Annotated in this window: 19 protein-coding genes; 13 read left to right on the top strand and 6 right to left on the bottom strand. The window is 60.5% G+C overall.

Annotated elements, in window-relative coordinates:
- Nucleotides 1–151: 151 nt before the first annotated feature.
- Entirely contained in the window at nt 152–1,279 is a 1,128-nt protein-coding gene (locus LVD08_RS07875) for an NAD(P)/FAD-dependent oxidoreductase (protein WP_202370106.1), read from the top strand.
- Between the two features lie 92 nt (nt 1,280–1,371).
- The gene (locus LVD08_RS07880) at nt 1,372–1,998 is read left to right on the top strand and encodes a helix-turn-helix transcriptional regulator (RefSeq protein WP_098967310.1); all 627 of its coding nucleotides are present in this window, start codon (nt 1,372–1,374) and stop codon (nt 1,996–1,998) included.
- 105 nt (nt 1,999–2,103) lie between these two features.
- Here LVD08_RS07880 and LVD08_RS07885 read toward each other — a convergent pair whose 3' ends face one another.
- From LVD08_RS07885 to LVD08_RS07910, 6 genes are all read right to left on the bottom strand, one after another.
- A complete protein-coding gene (locus LVD08_RS07885) occupies nt 2,104–2,880 on the bottom strand; it encodes an ABC transporter substrate-binding protein (RefSeq protein ID WP_247267857.1) in 777 nt (258 codons plus the stop codon).
- 272 nt (nt 2,881–3,152) lie between these two features.
- Nucleotides 3,153–3,605: a molybdopterin synthase catalytic subunit MoaE gene (moaE, locus tag LVD08_RS07890; protein ID WP_007965204.1), complete on the bottom strand. Its 453-nt coding sequence runs from the start codon at nt 3,603–3,605 to the stop codon at nt 3,153–3,155.
- 3 nt (nt 3,606–3,608) lie between these two features.
- Nucleotides 3,609–3,851, bottom strand: a complete 243-nt coding sequence (gene moaD / locus LVD08_RS07895; RefSeq protein ID WP_098967306.1) for a molybdopterin converting factor subunit 1 — start codon at nt 3,849–3,851, stop codon at nt 3,609–3,611.
- The gene (gene moaC, locus LVD08_RS07900) at nt 3,848–4,321 is read right to left on the bottom strand and encodes a cyclic pyranopterin monophosphate synthase MoaC (RefSeq protein WP_027610932.1); all 474 of its coding nucleotides are present in this window, start codon (nt 4,319–4,321) and stop codon (nt 3,848–3,850) included. Before moaC ends, moaD begins: the two co-directional genes overlap by 4 nt.
- A gap of 239 nt (nt 4,322–4,560) precedes the next feature.
- The gene (locus tag LVD08_RS07905; protein ID WP_027610931.1) at nt 4,561–5,955 is read right to left on the bottom strand and encodes a PhoH family protein; all 1,395 of its coding nucleotides are present in this window, start codon (nt 5,953–5,955) and stop codon (nt 4,561–4,563) included.
- 337 nt (nt 5,956–6,292) lie between these two features.
- The gene (locus LVD08_RS07910; RefSeq protein WP_372241220.1) at nt 6,293–7,369 is read right to left on the bottom strand and encodes a polysaccharide deacetylase family protein; all 1,077 of its coding nucleotides are present in this window, start codon (nt 7,367–7,369) and stop codon (nt 6,293–6,295) included.
- A gap of 313 nt (nt 7,370–7,682) precedes the next feature.
- Between LVD08_RS07910 and yaaA the strand changes: the two genes are divergently transcribed.
- The 11 genes from yaaA to LVD08_RS07965 all read left to right on the top strand — a co-directional run bounded on the left by yaaA (nt 7,683) and on the right by LVD08_RS07965 (nt 23,530).
- Nucleotides 7,683–8,462, top strand: coding sequence for a peroxide stress protein YaaA (gene yaaA, locus LVD08_RS07915; RefSeq protein ID WP_247267858.1), 780 nt, complete (start codon nt 7,683–7,685; stop codon nt 8,460–8,462).
- An 811-nt stretch (nt 8,463–9,273) separates the two neighbouring features.
- Nucleotides 9,274–10,590: a nucleotide sugar dehydrogenase gene (locus LVD08_RS07920; protein WP_247267859.1), complete on the top strand. Its 1,317-nt coding sequence runs from the start codon at nt 9,274–9,276 to the stop codon at nt 10,588–10,590.
- Between the two features lie 97 nt (nt 10,591–10,687).
- Complete coding sequence (gene alg8, locus LVD08_RS07925) at nt 10,688–12,169, top strand: mannuronan synthase (protein ID WP_171061828.1); 1,482 nt, start codon at nt 10,688–10,690, stop codon at nt 12,167–12,169.
- Between the two features lie 35 nt (nt 12,170–12,204).
- Nucleotides 12,205–13,374, top strand: a complete 1,170-nt coding sequence (locus LVD08_RS07930; RefSeq protein WP_103369089.1) for an alginate biosynthesis protein Alg44 — start codon at nt 12,205–12,207, stop codon at nt 13,372–13,374.
- A 9-nt stretch (nt 13,375–13,383) separates the two neighbouring features.
- The gene (gene algK / locus LVD08_RS07935; RefSeq protein ID WP_274621138.1) at nt 13,384–14,892 is read left to right on the top strand and encodes an alginate biosynthesis TPR repeat lipoprotein AlgK; all 1,509 of its coding nucleotides are present in this window, start codon (nt 13,384–13,386) and stop codon (nt 14,890–14,892) included.
- A complete protein-coding gene (locus tag LVD08_RS07940) occupies nt 14,889–16,370 on the top strand; it encodes an alginate export family protein (RefSeq protein WP_247267860.1) in 1,482 nt (493 codons plus the stop codon). Before algK ends, LVD08_RS07940 begins: the two co-directional genes overlap by 4 nt.
- Nucleotides 16,371–16,396: 26 nt before the next feature.
- Nucleotides 16,397–17,983 carry a mannuronan 5-epimerase AlgG gene (gene algG / locus LVD08_RS07945; RefSeq protein WP_247267861.1) on the top strand — a complete coding sequence of 529 codons (1,587 nt, stop codon included), beginning with the start codon at nt 16,397–16,399 and terminating at the stop codon, nt 17,981–17,983.
- Nucleotides 17,984–17,993: 10 nt separating this feature from the next.
- Entirely contained in the window at nt 17,994–19,454 is a 1,461-nt protein-coding gene (locus LVD08_RS07950; protein ID WP_024164482.1) for an alginate O-acetyltransferase, read from the top strand.
- Between the two features lie 8 nt (nt 19,455–19,462).
- Complete coding sequence (locus LVD08_RS07955; protein ID WP_115988166.1) at nt 19,463–20,587, top strand: mannuronate-specific alginate lyase; 1,125 nt, start codon at nt 19,463–19,465, stop codon at nt 20,585–20,587.
- Between the two features lie 194 nt (nt 20,588–20,781).
- Nucleotides 20,782–22,347: an MBOAT family O-acyltransferase gene (locus tag LVD08_RS07960; protein WP_247267862.1), complete on the top strand. Its 1,566-nt coding sequence runs from the start codon at nt 20,782–20,784 to the stop codon at nt 22,345–22,347.
- Nucleotides 22,348–22,357: 10 nt separating this feature from the next.
- A complete protein-coding gene (locus LVD08_RS07965) occupies nt 22,358–23,530 on the top strand; it encodes an alginate O-acetyltransferase (RefSeq protein ID WP_247267863.1) in 1,173 nt (390 codons plus the stop codon).
- The last annotated feature ends 4 nt before the right edge of the window (nt 23,531–23,534 follow it).

The following is a 23,534-nucleotide window of genomic DNA, read 5'->3' on the forward strand; positions in this document are numbered from 1 at the left end:
CCCCCACAAACCGCTTGGGGGGGGCGGCCTTGCGGGCGAGGAGCCCATGCGAGGCAACGTTTTTCCCGAATGACACCCCGCCTCCGCGAGCAAGCCCGCTCCCACAGGGGATCAGCGAATTTTCCAATATTGCGAGCAACTGGAGACTTTCATGAGCCAGGCAGATTTCATCATCATCGGCGGCGGGATTGCCGGCGCTTCCACCGGTTTCTGGCTGTCGCCCCACGCCAAAGTGATCGTGCTCGAACGTGAATCGCACCCGGCCTATCACTCCACCGGGCGTTCTGCCGCGCTGTACACCGCCGCCTACGGTACGCCGCAGGTGCGCGCGCTGACACTGGCCAGCCGTGAGTTTTTCGACCATCCGCCGAGCGGCTTCTGCGAGCATCCATTGCTCACGCCGCGCGGCGAAATGACCGTGGACTTCAGCGGTGACGCCGCCGAGCTGAACAACCAGTACCTCAGCGCTAAAGCCACAGTGCCAGAAATGCAGTTGCTCAGCGCCGACGAAGCCTGCGCCCGTCTGCCGATCCTGCGTCGGGAAAAAGTCCACGGCGCGATCTACGATCCGACCGCCAGTGACATCGACACCGACGCCCTGCATCAGGGCTACCTGCGCGGTATCCGCCGCAACAACGGCGAGGTGCGCACCGATTGCGAGGTGCTGGGCCTGACGCGCGACGCCGCTGGCCTCTGGCAGGTGCAAACCAACGGTCAGACCTTCAGCGCGCCGGTCATCATCAACGCCGCCGGCGCCTGGGCTGACCAGATCGGCGCGCTGGCTGGCGCCCAGGCGCTGGGCCTGCAACCGAAACGCCGTGCGGCGTTCATTTTCGCCGGCCCCGAGGGCGTGGACATTCATCACTGGCCGATGCTGGTCAGCCTCGACGAATCGTTCTACATGAAACCCGACGCCGGGATGTTCCTCGGCTCGCCGGCCAACGCCGACCCGGTCGAACCGCATGACGTGCAACCGGAAGAGTTGGACATCGCCATGGGCATCTATCAGATCGAAGAGGCCACGACCCTGACCATTCGCCGCCCGACCCGCACCTGGGCCGGACTGCGCAGCTTCGTCGCCGACGGTGATCTGCTCAGCGGTTTCGATCCGCAGGTGCCGGGGCTGTTCTGGGTCGCGGCCCAGGGCGGTTACGGTATTCAGACGTCACCGGCCATGGGCCAGGCCAGCGCGGCATTGGTGCGTGGTCAGCCGTTGCCTGAGTCGTTGCAGCAGTTCGGCCTGAGCAGCGCCATGCTCTCCCCTTCACGACTGCGCTGATGCCCCCTGCGGATGACGCGCCCAACGGATTGCGGCACACTCGCAGCGCCCCCGTGCACGGGGGCGCTGACGCTGCCTGGAGCTCCACAAACATGACCGCCCCCGAATTCGATCCGGCCCTGGATAACTTCCGTGCCATCGCCGACGCCATCGCCACGCTGTTCTTTCCCCACGCCGAAGTGGTGCTGCACGACCTGCGCACGCAGAAGGTCGACTACATCGCCAACAACCTGTCCAAGCGCGAGATCGGCGACGATTCATCGCTTGAAGACATGCTCAGCGAGGAGGTCAGCGAGCGCAACATCGGCCCGTACGAAAAGCTCAATTGGGACGGCCAGAAAATCCGCAGCCTGAGCACCGTGCTGCGCGACCACGATGAGCGGCCACTGGCGGTGCTGTGCATCAACCTGAATATTTCGTTGTTCGAGAATGCCAAGGCCGCGCTGGATCTGTTCCTGTCGCCGAGCAAACTGATCCCGCAGCCGGATTCACTGTTTCGCGATGACTGGCAGGAACGCATCAACACCTTCCTCCACGCCTGGCTGCGCGAGCGCCAGCTGAGCCTGAATCTGCTGACCCGCGATCACAAGCGCGAACTGGTTCTGGCGCTGCACGCTGAAGGCGCGTTCAAGGGCAAGAGCGCCTCGAACTATGTGGCCAATGTGCTGAACATGGGGCGGGCGACGGTGTACAAGCATTTGAAGGAATTGAAGGGCTAGGATCCATAAGCTGTATTGCCTGATCCGTCCCTTTCGGGAGCAAGCCCCCTCCCACATTTGAATGCGTTCCCCTGTGGGAGGGGGCTTGCTCCCGAAGGCGGACTATCAGTCGCCGTAGATGTCGGACTTGAAATACTTCTGGGAAATCTTCTGATACTCGCCACTCGCCCGAATCCCGTCGATGGCCGTGTTCAACTCGCTGACCAACTCGGTATTGCCCTTGCGCACCGCGATCCCCGCGCCTTCGCCCACGTACTTCGGATCCTTCAGCTCCGGCCCGACAAACGCGTAGCCCTTGCCGCGCGGCATCGACAGGAAATCGTTCAGCGGAATGGTGTCGGCGAAAATCGCATCCAGCCGCCCGGCCGCCAGGTCCATGTAGATTTCTTCGTTATTGCCGTAGCGCTTGACGTTGATGCCCTTCGGTTCGAACACCTCGGTAGCATAACGGTCGGTGGTGGTGGCGCGCTGCACGCCGACGGTCTTGCCCTTGAGGCTGGCGTACTGGTCATCGACCGTGGCGCCTTCCTTCATCACCAGTCGCGACGACGTGAAGTAGTACTTGTGGGTGAAATCCACCGACTTCTTGCGGTCTTCGTTGATGGTCATCGACGACAGCGCCATGTCGATTTTCTTCACTTTCAGCGAAGGGATCAGGCCATCGAACTCACCCTCGACCCACACACACTTGACCTTCATCTGCGCGCACAGGGCGTTGCCGATGTCGTAGTCGAAACCGACGATTTCACCCTTGTCGGTTTTCGAAGCGAACGGTGGATAAGCGGCCTCGATGCCGATGCGCAGGGTCTTCTCGGCGGCAAACGAGCTGGCGCACGCCAACAGGCTCAGGGCCAGACCGGTAATCAGGGGGAGTTTCTTCATGTTCGTTCTCTCGCGGGTTGTTGTTGGTTTGGCAAGACGAAGAAGAGCAGCTGGGAGCAGGGAGCTACGAGCGGCAAGATTGAAGCTTTTTGTACTTGGAAATCCATATTGGACTTATAGGTACAAGCCGTCAATTAGGGAAGAGAGTGTGTCTGCGAGGTTTTTGGTGTTACAGATGGCCCCTTCGCGAGCAAGCCCGCTCCCACATTGGAATGCGTTCTCCTGTGGGAGCGAGCCTGCTCGCGAAGACGGACTTGAAGGCGCTATAAAAACTATTTTTTCCAGCGATCCGCAGCGGCATGATCACTGTCACGCCCCTCGACCCAGCGCGGGCCGTCACTGGTGTTTTCTTTCTTCCAGAACGGCGCGCGGGTTTTCAGGTAGTCCATGACAAAGGCGCAGGCGTCGAACGCCGCCTGGCGATGGGCACTGGCCGCACCGACAAACACGATCGGCTCGCCAGGCTCCAGCGCGCCGATGCGGTGCAGCACTTCCAGCTTCAACAGCGGCCAGCGCTGCTCGGCCTCGACGGCGATCTTGCCAAGGGCTTTTTCGGTCATGCCCGGATAATGCTCGAGGAACATACCCGCCACATCCAGACCGTCGTTGAAGTCGCGCACGTAGCCGACAAAACTCACCACCGCGCCGACACCGACATTCGCCGCGTGCATCGCGTTGACTTCAGCGCCGGGATCGAACGCCGTGGACTGCACTCGAATCGCCATGCCTCAGCCTCCGGTCACGGTGGGGAAAAACGCCACTTCGTCGCCATCGCTCACCGGCTCGTCGAGCGGGCACAGGTCTTCGTTGCGTGCGCACATCAGGTTCTGTTCGCTCAGCACTTCGGCGCCCTCGCGTTGCGCGAGCAGCGCACGCACAGCGTCGACCGTGGCGAAATCGCCTTCGACCTCGACCGAGTCCACGCCCAGCGCTTCACGATAACGGGCAAAGAATTTAACCGTCAGCTTCATGGCTGCTCCGCCTGAAAATGCCCGCTCTTGCCGCCGACCTTCTCCAGCAGACGCACGCTTTCGATGATCATGCCGCGATCCACCGCTTTGCACATGTCATAGATGGTCAGTGCGGCGACGCTGGCAGCGGTCAGTGCTTCCATCTCTACGCCGGTCTGCCCTGACAGCTTGCAGCGGGCGACGATGCGCACGCTGTCGTCACCTTCAGCGCTGAGTTCAACCTTGACCCCGGTGAGCATCAGCGGATGGCACAGCGGGATCAGATCACTGGTTTTCTTCGCCGCCTGAATGCCGGCAATGCGCGCCACGGCAAACACGTCGCCCTTGGGATGGCCGCCGCTGACGATCATCTGCAGGGTTTCGGGGAGCATGCGCACCAGCGCTTGGGCTGTCGCCTCACGGAACGTCACGGCTTTTTCGGTGACGTCGACCATGTTGGCGCGACCTTGGGAATCGAGATGAGTCAGCACGGGATTACTCCTGATCAGGAGCAGGGATTGTAAACCTGTGGGTCAAATATCTGCGAGTGAGATTACTGTTGCCCCGCAAATCCCCTGTAGGAGTGAGCCTGCTCGCGATAGCGGTGTATCAGTCGACAATTATGCTGAATGTCACACCGCTATCGCGAGCAGGCTCACTCCTACAATGGCCTTGCGTTTATCCATAAAAAAAAGGGCGGCTGTCAGGCCGCCCGGTTTTGTTGGAAGGGTTACAGATGCGATTCGGCGTATTCGGCCAGAATCGAGCGTGGCACCCCTTGCAGGGTGATGTGCACCCCGTTGGGGAAATCCTTGAAGCGTTCGGTCAGGTAGGTCAGCCCGGAGCTGGTCGCGGACAGGTAAGGGGTATCGATCTGTGCCAGGTTGCCCAGGCACACCACTTTGGAACCGGCGCCGGCCCGGGTGATGATGGTTTTCATCTGGTGCGGCGTGAGGTTCTGGCATTCGTCGATCAGGATCAGGCTCTGCTGGAAGCTGCGACCACGAATGTAGTTGAGCGATTTGAACTGCAACGGCACTTTGCTGAGGATGTAATCGACGCTGCCATGGGTGTTTTCGTCATCCATGTGCAAGGCTTCGAGGTTGTCGGTGATGGCGCCCAGCCAAGGCTCCATTTTTTCCGCTTCGGTGCCGGGCAGGAAGCCGATTTCCTGGTCCAGGCCCTGCACGCTACGGGTCGCAATGATCCGGCGATAGCGCTTGCTGACCATGGTCTGCTCGATCGCCGCAGCCAGCGCCAGAATGGTTTTACCGGAGCCGGCGGCACCCGACAGGTTGACCAGGTGAATGTCCGGATCCAGCAACGCATACAGCGCCAGGCTCTGATAGATGTCGCGCGGTTTGAGGCCCCAGGCTTCCTGATGCAGCAGCGGTTCCTGATGCAGGTCGAGGATCAGCAGTTTGTCTTCCTGGATTTCCTTGATCCAGCCGACAAAGCCTTGTTCGTCAATGATGAACTCGTTGATGTGCACCGCCGGCAGGTTATCGATCAACTGCACCTGATGCCAGGTGCGGCCGTGATCCTGACGGGTTTCGACCTTGCTCACGCGGTCCCAAAAGGAGCCGGTCATGTTGTGGTAGCCGTTGGGCAGCAGGGATACGTCGTCGACCAACTGGTCGGTGCTGTAGTCCTCGGCATCGATCCCGCAGGCGCGCGCTTTGAGGCGCATGTTGATGTCTTTGGTGACCAGCACCACGGCCTTCTTCGGATCACGGGTGTGCAGGTCGATCAGTTGGTTGATGATTTTGTTGTCGTTCAGATGCTCGGGCAGAATCAGGTTCGACTCGGCCTGTTTGCTCATCAGAATTGACAGCAAGCCCTTTGGGCCGCCCTTGCCGCGCTGGATCGGCACACCCAGTTCAACGTCCTCGGGGGAGGCATCGCCCAGGGTCTTGTCGATCAGCCGGATCGCCTGGCGGCATTCGGCAGCAACGCTGTGATGGCCGCTCTTGAGCTTGTCCAGCTCTTCGAGCACGGTCATCGGGATCGCGACGTGGTGTTCTTCGAAATTCAGCAGGGCATTTGGATCGTGAATCAATACGTTGGTATCGAGTACATAAAGGATTGGCTGGTTGGAAGAAGGGCTACGTCCGTGATCATCCATACTCGGTCACCTTTGTGGGAGCCATTCGACGCAATACCTGGGCGGTGCTGCGCCTCGAAGTGACTGCCGAATCCATCCACGAGGGCCTGGATGAACTGCACACAAAAGGAGTCTTGGAAGACGCCACCTGTGTTGCAGGTTTCGGCGGTCTGTCTTCGTAATACTCCAAAACCCATGACATAAAAAAGCACTTTGACGGTTTTTTTAAGTTTATTTTGCAGAGTGACGAAAAGCCCTTGGCGGACCGTCCAGACCCCGCTAAAGTCGGAAGTCCGCCTGCATCGAATTCTCTAGAAAAATCGCCCCAAGCCTAATGTTTCCGGGCTTTTTCCGTTTATCAGCGAAACCCGTCCTGACAGTCTTCAAAGCCGATGCCGCTTTGCGCAGTTTGCGTGATCAGCCACGGCAACGCGGTCTTCACCGCATCCTGTTTCATGTTGAAATTGATCACCCCGTGACGCCACAGCAGCATCAGGGTCAGCACCCGCTGCGCACTCTGCGCGCCCTTGAGCTTGCCGGCGCCGTCCTGGGCATCGATGTCCCACAGCGCCACTTGCAGGCCCTGATTGCGGAAGAAGCTGCCAGCATCACTGCGGCGCTGTCCCTCCGGCGGACGGAACAGCGGCACGTAGTTTTCCGGCAACTTGTTCTTCACCAGATCGGCGCTGCGGCGCACCGAGTCCTGCCAGTCCTGCCAATAGCTGTGGGAACGGAACTCCCAACCCTGCACGCCCACACACTGTTTCGAGAACTCCGATTGCAGGTTGCTCACCGAGCGATCAGCGAGCCGCGCCTGCACATCCTTGCCCAACAGGAAGAACGTGCCGCTGAGATTGGATTTGCGCAGGTAGTCGGCAATCCAGTCGGTGTTGTCCGGCTGCAGATTGGCGGCGCTGTCGAAGCTCAGCAGAAACAGTCGATCGTGCATCTCGTCGCCGTTGCGCTCGTAGTCGCCGAATTGATCGACTTCGCTGCTGGTTTGCGGCGACAGCGCGGCCTTGCGCATCAGCTCGTCCAGATACTGCAGATGAAACAACCGGCTCGGCTCGGCCCACTTGGTGTAATAGCTGTCGTCGCTGACCACGAACTTGGCGGCCTGCTCGCGCAGGGTCGGCAGGTCTTCGACGAGGAAGCAGAACGAGGCATCCTGATCGCAGCTCTGCTGGGCGAAGTTGTAGTTGGCCAACAGACGTTCCCAGAGACGCTGGCGCAGGCGGCTGATCGCGTCGACGTTGACCGTGCGCAGCCCAAGGCGCTGGGCCAGCGCGGCCTCGTCCAGCGCCTCGGTGCCGAGCAGGCCCCGGGCGAACATGAGGATTTCCGCGCGCGAGGCGACGTCGAACAGCGTCGGGCTGCTCAGTTGCTCCGGCCAGGTGCTGCGATCCAGCGTCGCCACATCGCCCGGCGCCGCCATGGCCCCGAAGCTCAACAGCCACGCGGTGAATAAAAGAACAATGCGCAAAGGGGTGTCTCCATAACCAAACCCGCGCGGCACTATAGCTGATCCCGCACGATTCCCCGCAGCCACTCCGATTCCCTGTGGGAGGGGGCTTGCTCCCGAATGCGGTGTGTCATTCAGTAAATATGGCGACTGACACGGCCTCTTCGGGAGCAAGCCCCCTCCCACAGGGAAATGTGGCGAGCCGTCGATCACCTATGGACTTGATAGCTGGAGTCCACTCGGCCAACCCCCTAGAATCGCCCCCACGATTAAAGGAGACGACTTCATGCTGATGGTGATTTCCCCCGCCAAGACCCTCGATTACGAAACACCGCCGGCGACCCAGCGCTTCACCCAGCCGCAATACCTCGATCATTCTCAGGAGCTGATCCAGCAGCTACGCGAACTGAGCCCGGCACAGATCAGCGAACTGATGCACGTGTCCGACAAGATCGGCGGCCTGAATGCCGCGCGTTTCGGCAGCTGGACGCCCGCCTTCACCCCGGAAAACGCCAAGCAGGCGCTGCTCGCGTTCAAGGGTGACGTATACACCGGCCTCGACGCGCAATCGTTCAGCGAAGCTCAGTTCGACTACGCGCAAAAGCACCTGCGCATGCTCTCCGGCCTCTATGGTCTGCTGCGTCCGCTGGACCTGATGCAGCCGTATCGTCTGGAAATGGGCACCAAACTGGCCAACGCCCGTGGCAAGGACCTGTACGCGTTCTGGGGCACCCGCATCAGCGAATGGCTCAACGAAGCGCTCGTCGAGCAAGGCGACGATGTGCTGCTGAACCTGGCGTCCAACGAGTACTTTTCGGCGGTCAAACGCAGCGCCCTGAACGCGCGGATCATCAGCACCGATTTCAAGGACCTGAAGAACGGCCAGTACAAGATCATCAGCTTCTACGCGAAGAAGGCCCGCGGCCTGATGAGCCGTTTCGTGATTCAGGAAAAAATCAACGATCCTGCCCTGCTCAAGCAGTTCGATGTGCAGGGTTATCGCTACAGTGCCGAGCAATCGAAACCGGACAATCTGGTGTTTCTGCGGGACCACGCCCCGGAATAAAGCATGCCCATTGCACGACTCTTTCTATAAAGAGTCGTGCAGCTCGCACGACGTCAAAAATCCCTCGCAACATTTCGCCGTTTTATTGGCGCCATAAAATCGTCCTGCCCAATTCTAATTTTAGTTTCACTCGACAGCCGCACTTTTTTTCAGTAGTGGCACATAAATTTTTTTACGGTAGTGGCACAAAACTATCTAGCTCGATTACGCACCGATTAACAAAGGCCCAAATCGAAAGTGCTATCAAATTGAGACCAGTGCCATCTTTGGCAATATTTCAAAAAATTTCAGATTTCGCGATGAGCGGGTAGGAACTATGTCCAAATGCATAGCTCATACCACCGGTAACGATTCTCGCCGAGTTTGTACGAGATAACTTACGCAGAGCGGAGAGCCATGTAACCAAGTTGTCACAGCAACTTGCCTAGATGGTTCACTCATCTGATCAACTAACGATGGATAGGTGATACGCACCATAAACATCCTCTACAAGGCCAAGGCTGCGCCCCTGTAATTGTGCTCGCCTGAGCACCCAACCGCTTGATCTACGGGCCTTTCGTCCGACATCAGGTGGACTGAACACATGCACAAGAGTCTTCCAGCAAGAAGATCCGCTGCATAACAGGGCAAGTCATAACAACTAAGGCCTAGTTGCGCACATCTTGAGTGCACTTATTTAGACACTCGGAACTTAGTATGCCTGCACACGGCATTGTGGCGCCTGTATGCCGCACTTTCGAGTGCACTATGACCGCTGAACACCATTAACTCCGGCCATCTAATGGCTTGATAAAACACAGAGGTAATTGCGATGCGCATCAGCATATTTGGTTTGGGTTACGTTGGCGCGGTATGTGCCGGTTGCCTGTCTGCACGGGGCCATGACGTCGTTGGCGTCGATGTTGCCAAAGACAAGATCGACATGATCAACGCCGGCAAGTCGCCGATTGTTGAACCGGGCCTGGGCGAACTTCTGGCTCAGGGTATCGAGACCGGTCGTCTGCGCGGTACGACCAACTTCGCCGAGGCGATTCGTGACACCGACCTGTCGATGATCTGCGTCGGTACGCCGAGCAAGAAGAACGGCGACCTGGAACTGAACTACATCGAGGCCGTGTGCCGCGAGATCGGTTTCGTGCTGCGTGAAAAATCCACCCGCCACACCATCGTGGTGCGCAGCACCGTGCTGCCGGGCACCGTTGCCAACGTGGTGATCCCGATCCTCGAAGACTGCTCGGGCAAGAAGGCCGGTGTCGACTTCGGCGTCGCGGTCAACCCGGAATTCCTGCGTGAATCCACCGCGATCAAGGACTACGACCTGCCACCGATGACCGTCATCGGCGAGTTCGACAAAGCCTCGGGCGACGTTCTGCAATCGCTGTACGAAGAACTCGACGCGCCGATCATCCGCAGGGACATCGCGGTCGCCGAGATGATCAAGTACACCTGCAACGTCTGGCACGCGACCAAAGTGACCTTCGCCAACGAGATCGGCAACATCGCCAAAGCGGTCGGCGTCGATGGCCGTGAAGTGATGGACGTGGTCTGCCAGGACAAGACCCTCAACCTGTCCCAGTACTACATGCGTCCGGGCTTCGCCTTCGGTGGTTCGTGCCTGCCCAAAGACGTGCGCGCCCTGACCTACCGTGCAAGTTCGCTTGACGTCGAAGCACCGTTGCTCAACTCGCTGATGCGCAGTAACGAATCGCAAGTGCAGAACGCCTTCGACATCGTTGAAAGCCACGACAAACGCAAAGTCGCCCTGCTCGGCCTGAGCTTCAAGGCCGGTACCGACGACCTGCGCGAAAGTCCGCTGGTGGAACTGGCCGAAATGCTGATCGGCAAGGGCTACGACCTGAGCATCTACGACAGCAACGTCGAGTACGCCCGTGTTCACGGCGCGAACAAGGACTACATCGAGTCGAAGATCCCGCACGTGTCGTCCCTGCTCAACTCGGACTTCGATTCGGTGATCGACAACTCCGACGTGATCATCCTCGGCAACCGCGACGAGAAGTTCCGCTCGCTGGCCCAGGAAGCACCGCAGGGCAAACAGGTCATCGACCTGGTCGGCTTCATGGCCAAAGCCACCAACCCGGGTACTCGCACTGAAGGTATCTGCTGGTAAAGCAGCGCCAAGCGACAAGCCTCGAGCTGCAAGCAAAGCGTTTCGCTTGCAGCTTGAAGCTTGCAGCTCGAAGCCTCTCTTACCTTGGATGACGTCGATGACCAAGCTCAAACATTTCTTTCTGCAATCCGCCGGCTGGCTTTTGTTTCTGAGCCTGTTGTTGGGCCTGGCCTTGATGCTGCCCACGTCCACGTTCGACTCCGAGTCGAAGGACTTTATTTTCCTGATTGGCGCCGTGGGTATCTGGCGCTACTCGATGGGTGCAACGCACTTTGTGCGCGGCATGATTTTTCTCTACATCGTTTACCCGCACCTGCGCCGCAAAGTGCGCAAGCTGGGTAAGGCGGCGGACCCGTCGCATGTGTTTCTGATGGTCACCAGTTTCCGTATCGACGCGCTGACCACCGCACAGGTCTACAGCTCGGTGATCCGCGAAGCCATCGACTGCGAACTGCCGACCACCGTGGTCTGCTCGATCGTCGAAATGTCCGATGAGCTGCTGGTGAAAGCGCTGTGGGCGCGGATGAATCCGCCAGACCGCGTGAAGCTCGACTTCGTGCGCATTCCCGGCACCGGCAAGCGCGATGGCCTGGCCTACGGTTTCCGCGCAATCTCCCGTCACCTGCCAGACGACCGCGCCGTGGTGGCCGTGATCGACGGCGACACCGTGCTCGGCGAAGGCACCGTACGCAAGACCGTGCCGTGGTTCCAGCTGTTCGGCAATGTCGGCGGCCTGACCACCAACGAGTTCTGCGAAGTGCGCGGCGGCTACATCATGAGCGAATGGCACAAGCTGCGTTTCGCCCAGCGCCACATCAACATGTGCTCGATGGCCCTGTCCAAGCGCGTGCTGACCATGACCGGGCGCATGTCGGTGTTCCGTGCCACCGTGGTCACCGACCCGGAATTCATCGCCGACGTCGAAAGCGACTCGCTGCAACACTGGCGCCTGGGCCGTTTCAAGTTTCTCACCGGCGACGACAAGTCGAGCTGGTTCAGCCTGATGCGCCTGGGTTACGACACCTTTTACGTGCCGGACGCCGCGATCAACACCGTTGAGCATCCGCCGGAAAAGAGCTTCATCAAGGCCAGCCGCAAACTGATGTTCCGCTGGTACGGGAACAACCTGCGCCAGAACTCGCGAGCGCTGGGCCTAGGTGTGAAACGCCTCGGCGCCTTCACCTCGGTGGTGCTGTTCGATCAGCGCGTTTCGATGTGGACGTCGTTGCTGGGCCTGACCGTGGCGATCATCGCCAGCTTCAAGTACGGCGGCGCGTTCATCCTCGCCTACCTGCTGTGGATCGGCATCACCCGCCTGATTCTGACCCTGCTGCTGTCGTGCTCCGGTCACCGGATCGGCCCGGCCTATCCCGTGATTCTGTATTACAACCAGATCGTCGGTGCGCTGGTGAAGATCTACGTGTTCTTCCGCCTCGACCAGCAATCCTGGACGCGCCAACCCACTTCCCTGACCCGTGATCTCGCCAGCTTTCAACGTTGGTTCAACACCTGGTCGTCTCGGACCATGACCTTCTCCGCCGGCAGCATTTTCGTCGCCGTGCTGCTGATGATGGTCTGACCTGCCCCTATTGAATTAACAAGGAAATCGCCCCCATGAATACCGCCGTCAACGCCAACGTAGTGCATGAATCCGAAGCCCAGCGTCAGCACGCCCGAGTGAAAATCCCGGCCAAACTGCGTTTCTTCGGCCCGGACCGGACGCCGGTCGAAGCGCGGGTCCTCGACCTGTCCGCCGGTGGTCTGGCGTTTAACGCCGGGCAACTGCCGCTGACTATCGGCGAGGTGTACAAGGCACGCCTGCAATTCGTCATCGACAACCTCGGTCTGGCCATGGACGTCGAACTTCAAGTGCGCTCCTACGATCGCCAGAGCGGCCGCGCCGGTTGCCAGTTCCAGAACCTTGAGCCGCAGGACATCTCCACCCTGCGCCACCTGATCACTTCGCACCTGGCCGGCGACATCGTCAGCATGGGTGAAGTGCTGGCGACCCTGCAACGCGACAACTTCACCAAGGCGCGCAAGGTCAAGGACGGCGGGAGCGGCATGACCCCGTTCGGGCGTCTGAAAGCCGTGACTTTCAGCGCTGGCATTTTCGCCATCGGTCTGGTCGCTTTCGGTTTCGTCTTCAAGTCGGTGTACGGCATGTACTTCGTCAGCCACGCGCAAGCAGGTCTGGTCAGCGTGCCGGGAATGAACATCACCATGCCGCGTGACGGCACCGTGCAGAGCCTGGTCAAGTCCGACGGCGTCGCCGCCAAAGGCGCCCCGCTGGCGACCTTCAGCACCAGCATGCTCGACGTGCTCAAGGGCCATCTGGACGAAGACCAGTTGCAACCGGCCAAGGTTGAAGAACTGTTCGGCAAGCAGATGACCGGCACCCTGACCTCGCCGTGCGATTGCACCGTGGCCCAGCAACTGGTGGCTGACGGTCAGTACGCCAGCAAGGGCGACGTGATCTTCACTCTGGTACCGCGCAATACACAGGCCACCGTCGATGCACGCTTCTCCTATCGCCAGTTCGGCGACGTGCGTCCGGGTACGCGAGTGAGCTTCCAGATCGCCGGCGAAGACCAGACCCGCACCGGCAAGATCGTCAGCAGCACCAGCCTGAAAAGTGCCGACCTGTCCTCCGACATCCGCGTACAGATCCAGCCTGACGAGCCGCTGGACAGCAGCTTCGCCGGCCGCCCGGTGGAAGTGAACAGCGATCGTGGTCCGAACCTGAACTGGCTGATCGACAAAGCCATGGCCGCCGGTCTTTAAGTCGAGGACATGCCTGTGACTACTCCACCCATCCTGAAAACACCGCGAGCCCTGTGGGAGCTGGCCTGCCAGCGATTGGATCAGCGCGGTGTGTCTGATGTACCGCGCCGCCTGAATCGCGAGCAGGCTCACTCCTACATGGGAGCGGTATGTGCAGTTGCATTGGCGGTGAGTCTCGCCGGTTGCGCCGGCCTGCCCGACCAACGCCTGGCGAACGAAGCGCTCAAGCGTGGCGACACCGCCACCGCCGCGCAGAACTACCGCGCACTGGCAGATCTGGGTTACAGCGAGGCGCAAGTCGGTCTCGCCGATATCCAGGTCGACAGCCGCGACCCCGAGCAGATCAAACAGGCCGAAGCGACCTACCGCGCCGCCGCCGACGTGTCGCCACGGGCCCAGGCCCGTCTCGGTCGTCTGCTGGTGGCCAAACCGGGCTCCACTGAGGCCGAGCACCATGAAGCCGAAAGCCTGCTGAAAAAAGCCGCCGCCAATGGCGAAGGCAACACGTTGATCCCGCTGGCGATGCTGTACCTGCAATTCCCGCACAGCTTCCCGAACATCAACGCGCAGCAACAGATCGATCAGTGGCGCAAATCCGGTTACCCGGAAGCGGGTCTGGCGCAGGTGTTGCTGTATCGCACTCAGGGCACTTACGACCAGCATCTGGATGACGTGGAAAAAATCTGCAAGGCCGCGCTCAACACCACCGACATCTGCTACGTCGAACTGGCCACGGTCTATCAGAAACGCGCCCAGCCGGAGCAACAGGCCGAGCTGATCAAGCAGATGCAGGCCGGTTACAGCCGTGGCACGGTCAGCGCGCAGCGCGTCGATTCGGTGGCCCGCGTGCTGGCCGATTCGACCCTCGGCAAGACCGACGAGAAGACCGCGCAGTCGCTGCTCGAACCGATCGCTCCGGGCTACCCGGCATCGTGGGTGACCCTCGCGCAACTGCTTTACGACTTCCCGGAACTGGGCGACGTCGATCAGATGATGAAGTACCTGGACAACGGCCGCGCCGCCGACCAGCCGCGCGCCGAACTGTTGCTGGGCAAGCTTTACTACGAAGGCAAACTGGTGCCGGCCGACGCCAAAGTCGCCGAAGAACACTTCCAAAAAGCCGTCGGCCGCGAAGTCGCCGCCGACTATTACCTCGGCCAGATCTATCGCCGTGGTTACCTGGGCAAGGTCTACCCGCAGAAGGCCCTCGACCACCTGCTGACCGCTGCGCGCAATGGCCAGAACAGCGCCGATTTCGCCATCGCCCAACTGTTTTCCCAAGGCAAGGGCACCAAGCCCGACCCGCTCAACGCCTACGTATTCAGCCAATTGGCCAAGGCGCAGAACACCCCGCAAGCCGATGAACTGGCGACCACCCTGGCAGCACAATTGCCGCCCGAGCGTCTGGCCGAAGCCCAGCGCCTGCTGCAACAGGAACAGGCCAGCCGTGGCGCCCTGAACCAGAACACGCTGCAACTGCACGCCCTGCAAGAAGAAGACGGCGAGGAATCCCTATGAAGTTGAATCCCTTTGTGAAGGCCGGCATTGGCCTCACGTTCGCGCTGATCTGGTCTTGCCCGACACTGGCCGCGATCACTGAAACCAAGAACTTCGGTCTGGAAGTAAAAATCACCGGCCAGTCCGAAGACGACCGCGACCTCGGCACCGCCAGCGGCGGCGACGTCAACGGTGTGGGCCTGGATCTGCGTCCGTGGGTCTACGGCGAAAGCGGCGCGTGGAGTGCCTACGCCATGGGTCAGGCCGTGACCTCGACCGACATCATCGAAACCGACACCTTGCAGCAGTCGGACGGTGAGCAAACCACCGACAACAGCGACCGCAAAACCAAGAAAAACTACTTGGCGATGCGCGAGTTCTGGGTCGGCTACAGCGGCCTGACGCCGTACCCCGGCGAGATGCTCAAGCTCGGTCGCCAGCGCCTGCGCAATGACGACGGCCAATGGCGCGACACCAACATCGAAGCGCTGAACTGGACCTTCGACACCACCCTGTTGCGCGCCAACGTCGGTGTCGCCGAACGCTTCAGCGAATACCGCACCGACCTCAAAGAGCTGGCGCCGAAAGACAAGGATCGCCTGCACGCCTACGCCGATGCCGCCTACCAGTGGACACCGGGTAACTGGGTCGGCATTCGCGGTCATCACACCCACGACAACGGCAAGCTCGATTACGCCGAACCTGGCGTGCCCCGCGACACCCTCGACAAGACCCAGAACGGCGACATCAGCTGGCTCGGTCTGACCGCCGACAGCGACGCCTACAACTGGCGCAACACCAACACCGTCAACTACTGGGGCAGCATCACCGGCATGAGCGGCGACCTCGATTCGGTCAACCCGCTGAATGCCGATGGCAGCCGCCCGGCGCAGGCCAAACACAGCGATGACATCAATGGCTGGGCCACTGACCTGGGCGTGCGTCTGCGCCTCGATCCGCAGTGGCAGGTCGGTGCGGCCTACGCCCGCGCCAGCGCCGATTACCAGCAGAACGGTCTGGAGAGCAACCGCTCCAACTACACCGGTACCCGCTCGCGCGTGCACCGTTTCGGCGAAGCGTTCCGTGGCGAAATGAACAACATGCAGACCGCGACCCTGTTCGGTTCGTGGATGCTCAACGACCAGTACGACGCCAGCCTGATCTACCACAAGTTCTGGCGCGTGGACGGCAACAAGCCGGTGGGCAGCAACGGCATCAACGCCGTGGAAAACAACACCGACGACGTCACTGGCGCGATCCTCTCCAGCACCTCGCTGCCGCTGCAGGATGGCAACAAGGACCTGGGTCAGGAAATGGACCTGGTGGTGACCAAGTACTTCAAGCAAGGCTTGCTGCCGGCGGCGTTGAGCCAGTCGATCGACGAACCGTCGGCGCTGGTGCGTTTCCGTGGCGGCGTGTTCAAGCCGGGTGATGCCTATGGCAGCCAGGTCGATTCGTACATGCACCGCGCGTTCATCGACGTGATCTGGCGCTTCTGATGCAAACCGCCAAGGGAGTGCCCGACATGCACCATGCAAGGAAAGGCTCGCTCAGCCTGTTGGCCGGCGCCATGCTGCTGGCCTCCGCTGGCGCGTTCGCCACGGTGGAACCGGCTGTGCCTCAACAGGGCAAACCGGTGACCACCGCCAAAGAGCTGCAACAAGCCAAGACCTACACCGTCAGCAGCGCGCCGACCGAGGCGCTGGAGCTGGCCAAGCCGAAACTGCCCGACCTGTCCGGCTTCACCGCCGAGGCTGCCGCCGCGAAGATCAATCGCAGCAAACCGGGCAAGATCAGCGTGCGTCGGATGATGCAGGAAGACGCGCTGAAGGACTTCATCGGCGGCGACAACAAGATGGCCGAATGGGTGGTGCGTCAGCACGGCATCCCGCAGGCGATCTTCGTCGACGACGGTTACCTGAACCTCAAGGATCTGGCGCAGAAGCTGCCCAAGCAGTACTTCAGCGAGACCGCGCCGGGCGTGTACCTGGCGAAGCTGCCGATCGTGGTCGGCCGCAAAGGCATCCTCGAAATCGACGGCCAGACCCAGGAGTTGCGCCTGTCGCAAGAGGCCGGTTCGTTCCTGGTCAACGACGGTCAGCTGTTCGTGCGTGACACCAAAGTCACCGGCTGGCGCGAGAAGGACAACGGCCCGGCAACCTTCCGTTCGCCGAAGGAATTCCGTCCGTTCCTGCTGGCCTGGGGCGGCACCGAGACCTACATCGTCAACAGCAAGATGGCCAGTTTCGGCTACGCCAACAGTAAGTCGTACGGGGTGAGTATTTCCCAGTACACGCCGAACATGGCCAAGGTGCTCAAGCGTCCCGAGCCGACCGGCTGGATCGTCGGCTCCGAGTTCTCCGACATGTGGTACGGCTTCTACTGCTACGAGACCCGCGACTTCGTGGTCAAGGGCAACACTTACAAGGACAACATCGTCTACGGCATCGACCCGCACGACCGTTCCCACGGTCTGATCATTGCCGAGAACACCGTCCACGGTACGAAGAAGAAGCACGGCATCATCATTTCCCGTGAAGTGAACGACAGCTTCATCTTCAACAACAAGAGCTACGACAACCACCTCTCGGGCCTGGTGATCGACCGTAACAGCGTCAACAACATCATTGCCTACAACGAGATCTACAAGAACCACACCGACGGCATCACCCTCTACGAGTCCGCCGACAACCTGCTGTGGGGCAACAAGGTCATCAGCAACAAGCGCCACGGCATCCGCATTCGTAACAGCGTGAACATCCGCCTCTACGAAAACGTCGCCATGGCCAACGGTCTGACCGGCGTCTACGGCCACATCAAGGACCTGACCGACACCGACCGTGACATCAAGCTCGACCCGTTCGACGCGCAAGTCTCGCTGATCGTGGTCGGCGGTGAACTGGCGGCCAACGGCAGCGGCCCGATGGCCATCGACTCGCCATTGAGCGTCGAGCTGTATCGCGTATCGATGCTGGCGCCGACCAAATCCAGCGGCATCAGCTTCAACGGCATCCTCGGCGAGCGCCAGGATGAAATTCTCGACCTGCTGGTGCGCCAGCAGAAAGCCGTGCTGATCGACCCTGTCGAACGCCAGAACGAATTGCAGGACTGAGGATAATTTTATGCACCCACACTTGATCAGATTACTCAGCCTGTCGGCCCTGACCGTGGGCATTCTGGCGGCCAGCCAAGGCGCTCGCGCCGATGCAGCGGCGGGCGCCACCCCGCCAAAGTTCAGCGCCGAACCGTGCTGCAACCTGTGCCCGGCCGCCCATGACGCGAAGAACTACACCACGCGTTATCAGCAGAACTTCACCACCCTGGTGCAGGCGCAGGGCGACTGGCTGTTCCGTACCCAGGAAGACCTGCGCACCGAGTTCAACACCACCCCGGCCGGCTACAAACGCCTGCAACAGCTGCACGATGCGTTCAAGGCCAAAGGCGTCGAACTGGTGATCGTCTATCAGCCGACCCGTGGTTTGGTGAACCGCAACAAGCTCAACCCGCAGGAAAAAGCCGCGTTCGATTACGAGAAAGCGCTGGGCAACTACAAGACCATGCTCGGGCGTTTCGCGCAGATGGGTTACGTGGTGCCGGACCTCTCGCCGCTGACCAACGAATCGCTGCCGGACACCCTGCCCGCCCACGATTTCTACTTCCGCGGCGACCAGCACTGGACCCCATACGGTGCCCAGCGCACAGCGAAAATCGTCGCCGAGAAGGTCAAGCAGATCCCGGCCTTCGCCGACATTCCCAAGCGTGAATTCGAAACCAAGCGCACCGGGCGCATGGGCAAGACCGGCACCCTGCACAACATGGCAGGGCAACTGTGCGGCACCAGTTACGCGATCCAGTACATGGACCAGTTCACCACCGAGCCGAAAGGCGAGGCCGGTGACGGCGACCTGTTCGGTGATTCCGGCAACCCGCAAATCACCCTCGTGGGCACCTCGCACAGCGGCAAGAACTACAACTTCGCCGGCTTCCTCGAAGAGGCAATCGGTGCAGACATTCTCAACGTCGCCTTCCCCGGCGGTGGTCTCGAAGGTTCGATGCTGCAGTACCTCGGTAGCGACGAATTCCAGAAGACCCCGCCGAAGATTCTGATCTGGGAATTCTCGCCGCTGTACCGCCTCGACCAGGAGACCATCTACCGCCAGATGATGTCGCTGCTCGACAACGGCTGCGAAGGCAAAGACGCGCAAATGTCCGCCAGCACCACGCTCAAGCCTGGCGGCAAACAGGAACTGCTGGTCAACAGCAAGAACCTGAACCTGCAGAACAGCAGCCATCAGGTCGACATCCGCTTCGCCGACACCTCGGTGAAAACCCTGCAAGCCACCCTCTGGTACATGAACGGTCGCCACGAGGACATCAAGATCGAGAAACCGGAAACCTCCGACACCGACGGTCGTTTCGCCTTTGAGCTGCGCACGGACGAAGACTGGGCCTCGCAAAATCTGCTGGCAGTCGAAGTCCAGGGCCCGGAAGCGGGTACCGCGCCGCAAAAAGTCGAAGCGAAAATCTGCAAACGCAACGTATTCCCGGGCGCTGGGCCACAAACCGCTCAGCTCGGGCAATGAGGTCTGCTATGCGAAATCGAACGATCAAACACTTGCTTGCGCCATCCCTGCTGACCCTGGCGATGTTCGCCGGGGCCACTCAGGCCGCCGCGCCACTGCGTCCGCCGCAGGGCTACTTTGCGCCGGTGGATAAATTCAAGAGCGGCGACAACAGCGAAGGCTGCGACGCGATGCCGGCGCCGTACACCGGGCCGCTGCAATTTCGCAGCAAGTACGAAGGCTCGGACAAGGCCCGCGCGACCCTGAACGTGCAGTCGGAAAAAGCCTTCCGCGACACCACCAAGGACATCACCACGCTGGAGCGCGGCACCGCCAAACGCGTAATGCAGTTCATGCGCGACGGTCGTCCGGAGCAACTCGACTGCACGCTCAACTGGCTGACCGCGTGGGCCAAGGCCGATGCGTTGATGTCGAAAGACTTCAACCACACCGGCAAATCGATGCGCAAATGGGCGCTGGGCAGCATGGCCTCTTCGTACATTCGCCTGAAGTTCTCCGACTCGCATCCGCTGGCCACGCATCAGCAAGAAGCGCAGCAGATCGAGGCGTGGTTCAGCAAGATGGCCGATCAGGTGGTCAGCGACTGGGACAACCTGCCGCTGGAAAAAACCAACAACCACTCGTACTGGGCCGCGTGGTCGGTGATGGCGACCTCGATCGCCACCAACCGTCGCGACCTGTTTGATTGGGCAGTGAAGGAATACAAGGTCGGGGTCAATCAAATCGACGCCGACGGCTTCCTGCCCAACGAGCTCAAGCGCCAGCAACGCGCCCTCGCCTATCACAACTACGCCCTGCCGCCACTGGCGATGATCGCCAGTTTCGCCCAGGTCAACGGTGTCGATCTGCGTCAGGAAAACAACAGCGCGCTCAAGCGTCTGGGTGACCGGGTGCTGGCCGGGGTGAAAGACCCGGATCAGTTCGAGAAGAAGAACGGCAAAGAGCAGGACATGACCGACCTGAAAGAGGACATGAAATTCGCCTGGCTCGAACCGTTCTGCACCCTCTACACCTGCCCGGCGGATGTGATCGAGAAGAAGCACGGCATGCAGCCGTTCAAGACCTTCCGCCTGGGTGGCGACCTGACCAAGGTCTACGACCCGTCCCACGAGAAGGGCAACAAGGGTTCGTAAGAGTGAATGCAATCCCCTGTGGGAGCGGGCTTGCTCGCGAATGCGGTCTGACATTCAAAACTGATGTCGACTGACACACCGCCTTCGCGAGCAAGCCCGCTCCCACAGTGAAGTGATGTCGCCCCCTGAATTTTCACGGGGGGTTTGGGGGGGCTTTGGCCCTTGACTGTTGGTTCAAACATGGAGAGATCGGGATGGTATTTTCATCCAACGTGTTCCTGTTTCTGTTCTTGCCGATCTTTCTCGGCTTGTACTACTTGAGCGGGCAACGCTATCGCAACCTGTTGCTGCTGATCGCCAGCTACGTGTTCTACGCGTGGTGGCGGGTGGACTTCCTGGCGCTGTTCGCCGGCGTCACCCTGTGGAACTACTGGATCGGCCTGAAAGTCGGTGCCGCCGGCGTGCGCAGCAAACCGGCACAGCGCTGGCTGCTGCTCGGCGTCGCGGTCGACCTGTGCATCCTCGGCTACTTCAAGTACGCCAACTTCGGCGTGGACAGCATCAACGCGATCATGACCTCGTTCGGTCTGGAACCGTTCATCCTGACCCACGTGCTGCTGCCGATCGGTATCTCGTTCTACATCTTCGAGTCGATCAGCTACATCATCGACGTGTATCGCGGCGACACCCCGGCCACGCGCAACCTGATCGACTTCGCGGCGTTCGTGGCGATCTTCCCGCACCTGATTGCCGGTCCGGTCCTGCGTTTTCGCGACCTCGCCGACCAGTTCAATAACCGCACCCACACCCTCGACAAGTTCTCCGAGGGCTGCACGCGGTTCATGCAGGGTTTCATCAAGAAGGTGTTCATTGCCGACACCCTCGCGGTAGTGGCCGACCACTGCTTCGCCCTGCAAAATCCGACCACCGGGGATGCCTGGCTTGGTGCGCTGGCGTACACCGCGCAGCTGTATTTCGACTTCTCCGGTTACAGCGACATGGCCATCGGTCTGGGCCTGATGATGGGTTTCCGCTTCATGGAAAACTTCAAGCAGCCGTACATCAGCCAGTCGATCACCGAGTTCTGGCGCCGCTGGCACATCAGCCTGTCGACGTGGCTGCGTGACTACCTGTACATCACCCTCGGCGGTAACCGTAAAGGCACGCTGATGACCTATCGCAACCTGTTCCTGACCATGCTGTTGGGTGGTCTGTGGCACGGCGCGAACATCACTTACATCGTCTGGGGCGCCTGGCACGGCATGTGGCTGGCGATCGAAAAAATGCTCGGCATCAACACCTCGCCGCGCAGCCTCAACCCGATCCGCTGGGCGCTGACCTTCCTGCTGGTGGTGATGGGCTGGGTGATCTTCCGTGCCGAGAACCTGCACGTCGCCGGGCGCATGTACGGCGCGATGTTCAGCTTCAGCGACTGGTCGCTGTCGGAACTCAACCGCGCCAGCCTCACCGGTCTGCAAGTGGCAACCCTGGTGGTGGCGTACGCAACCCTGGCGTTCTTCGGCCTGCGTGATCTGTACACCAACCAGCCTCCGGTGAAGAACAAACCTGAAGTCAACGTCGAAGCCAACGGCCCTGCCACCGCGACTCCGGGCATGATCAAAGCCGCGCCTGGCGAAAACCCGGCGAGCATCCACGAGCCTGGCTACACCGTCGGCGTCGAAGCCCAGGTGCAACCGGCCTACTGGACGGCGGACTGGTCGCGCTACGTGATGCGCGGGCTGATCCTGCTGCTGTTCATCGCCTCGATTCTCAAACTCTCGGCGCAAAGCTTCTCGCCGTTCCTTTACTTCCAGTTCTGAGGGATCTGACATGACCCGCTCATTACGCATCTTCTACATCGCGCTGTTTCTGGTGACCCTGCTGGTGCTCGGTCTGTGGTCGGTGCGCAGCTTCTTCGGCTTCAGCACCAACGCCGATGCGACCGTGCTTAACGGTCGCTGGACCAAAGCCGTGGAAACCCACTACGACGATCAGTTTCCGATCAAGCGTCTGGGCACCAACCTCTGGGCGGCGCTGGATTTCAAACTGTTCAACGAAGGTCGTCCAGGCGTAGTGCTCGGTCGCGATCAGTGGCTATACAGCGACGAGGAATTCAACCCGATCGTCAACGAAGAACTGAACCTGCAAGGCAACTACGCGCTGGTCGAAGGCGTGCGCCAGACCCTCAAAGCCAAAGGCGTGAAACTGGTGATGGCGATCGTGCCGGCCAAGGTGCGCCTGTACCCGGAACACCTGGGTGAAGTGAAGCCGGCGAGCATCCACGCCAACCTCTATCAGGACTTCCACGCCCGTGTCGCGGCAGACAAGATCCTCGCCCCGGACCTGCTCGGCCCGCTGCAACAGGCCAAGCAGAACGGTCAGCAAGTGTTCTTGCGCACCGACACCCACTGGACCCCGGAAGGCGCTGAAATCGCCGCCAACACCCTGGCCAAGACTATCGCCGACAAGTTCCCGCTCAGTGGCGAGCCGCAGCGCTTTGTCACCACGCCAGCGGAGAAGGTCACGCACAAGGGCGACCTGCGTCTGTTCCTGCCGCTGGATCCGCTGTTCGAAAACCTGATGCCGGCACAAGAGCCGCTGCAGAAGCGCAACACCGTGGCCGCCGAGCAGCCTGCCGGTGACGACGCGCTGTTCGCCAGCAGCGAAGTACCGGTCGCACTGATCGGCACCAGCTACAGCGCCAACCCTAACTGGAACTTCGTCGGTGCGCTGAAACAAGCGCTGCACAGCGACGTGGTCAATTACGCCGAGGACGGCCACGGCCCGATCCTGCCGATGCTCAGCTACCTGAAAAGCGATGACTTCAAGAACAGCCCGCCACAGGTGCTGATCTGGGAGTTTCCTGAACGATATCTGCCTGTGAACAACGAAATCGGCGACGCCGACCCACAGTGGGTCGCAGAGCTCAAACAAGCCGGTGCTCGCCAACAAAACGTAGCCATCAACACTAAATCCGAGACGCCCGATCGGGCGCAAAACTGAAAGA

This window comes from Pseudomonas sp. YL2 (genome assembly GCF_023063025.1).
Classification (GTDB): Bacteria; Pseudomonadota; Gammaproteobacteria; order Pseudomonadales; family Pseudomonadaceae; genus Aquipseudomonas; species Aquipseudomonas putida_A.